Raw genomic sequence first — 1,190 nt, forward strand, 5'->3', positions numbered from 1 at the left:
TAACAAGTAATAAAAAAAATCATAATATTATATTATAGGAGGGGATATTATGATTTTACGAAAAGAGTTAAAGCAAAATGCTAAGAAGCAGTTACAAAATCATTGGGGATTATCTATAGGTGCAATAATAGTATGTATGTTGATATCACTTATACCAGAGTTATTAGTTTATATTGATCCAGAATCAGCTGCTATAGCAATTTTAATTACAATTATATCACTAGTAATAGCAGGGCCGATAGCTATAGGACAATGTAAATTCTTTATAAACTTATCTAATAGAGAAAATCCTAAAATTTCAGATTTATGGTTTGGGTTTAGAAATATATTAAGGGCATTAGGAGTTACATTATTAGTAGGAATTGCAGTATTTATAGGTGCAATATTCCTTATAATCCCTGGTATAATAGTATCTTTTATGTATTCTCAAGTATATTATATAATGGCAGAACATCCTGAAATGTCTGTAATAGAGTGCTTAAAAGAAAGTTCTAGAATTATGAAAGGTCATAAAATGGAACTTTTTATATTAGAGTTAAGCTTTATAGGATGGATAATATTAACTGTAATAACTTTTGGTATCGCAGGATTATATGTATTACCTTATTATAGTGCAACTTTAAGTAACTACTATTTAACTATAAAAGATTAAGTTAAAAATAGCTCTAAAAATAGTATAAATTATTTTTAGAGCTATTTTTATTTTTAGTTACAAATAATTAACTATAATTACTAAAAATATTTAAAAACTTAATGTTGAGTTAATAATTTTAATGTAAGATAGAGTCATCTTTTTAGAGGAGGAGAAAAATGCTAACATTAAAAAATATTAAAAAAAGTTATACCACAGGTGATTTTACACAAGTTGCACTAGATGGTGTATCTGCAAACTTTAGAAAAAATGAGTTTGTTGCTATCTTAGATNAGCAACTCCATGGGCAATGTGTATAAAATACAAATGGGAAGTTAAAAACACAATAATAGAAGGAAGAAGACTAAAATTCGTTGGAAGTGGATCAAGTTTATTCCTACACTACATAAAATGGTGGATACTAACAATAATAACATTCGGAATATATGGATTCTGGCTAAAAATAAAAATGTTACAATGGAAAACAGAAAATACAGTATTTGAAGATTAAATTTTCATAAATAATAAAGAAATCCAATAGTTGATCTATTGGATTTTT

General features: G+C 25.9%; 2 protein-coding genes. Both read left to right on the forward strand.

Annotation, left to right across the window (positions count from 1 at the left end):
* The first annotated feature begins 49 nt into the window (after positions 1 to 49).
* On the forward strand, positions 50 to 652 hold the full coding sequence (locus G3997_RS03125; protein WP_296647966.1) for a DUF975 family protein: 603 nt from the start codon (positions 50 to 52) through the stop codon (positions 650 to 652).
* Positions 653 to 941: 289 nt separating this feature from the next.
* Positions 942 to 1,142 (forward strand): DUF898 family protein, encoded by a 201-nt coding sequence (locus tag G3997_RS03130; RefSeq protein ID WP_296647969.1) that lies wholly within the window; start codon positions 942 to 944, stop codon positions 1,140 to 1,142.
* Positions 1,143 to 1,190 lie beyond the last annotated feature (48 nt).

This window comes from Romboutsia sp. 13368 (genome assembly GCF_018336475.1).
Lineage (GTDB): Bacteria > Bacillota > Clostridia > Peptostreptococcales > Peptostreptococcaceae > Romboutsia.

Bases quoted from the DNA above. Each gene is read 5' to 3' on its own strand.
- G3997_RS03125 (WP_296647966.1), top strand. From the start codon at position 50: ATGATTTTACGAAAAGAGTTAAAGCAAAATGCTAAGAAGCAGTTACAA.
- G3997_RS03130 (WP_296647969.1), top strand. From the start codon at position 942: ATGTGTATAAAATACAAATGGGAAGTTAAAAACACAATAATAGAAGGA.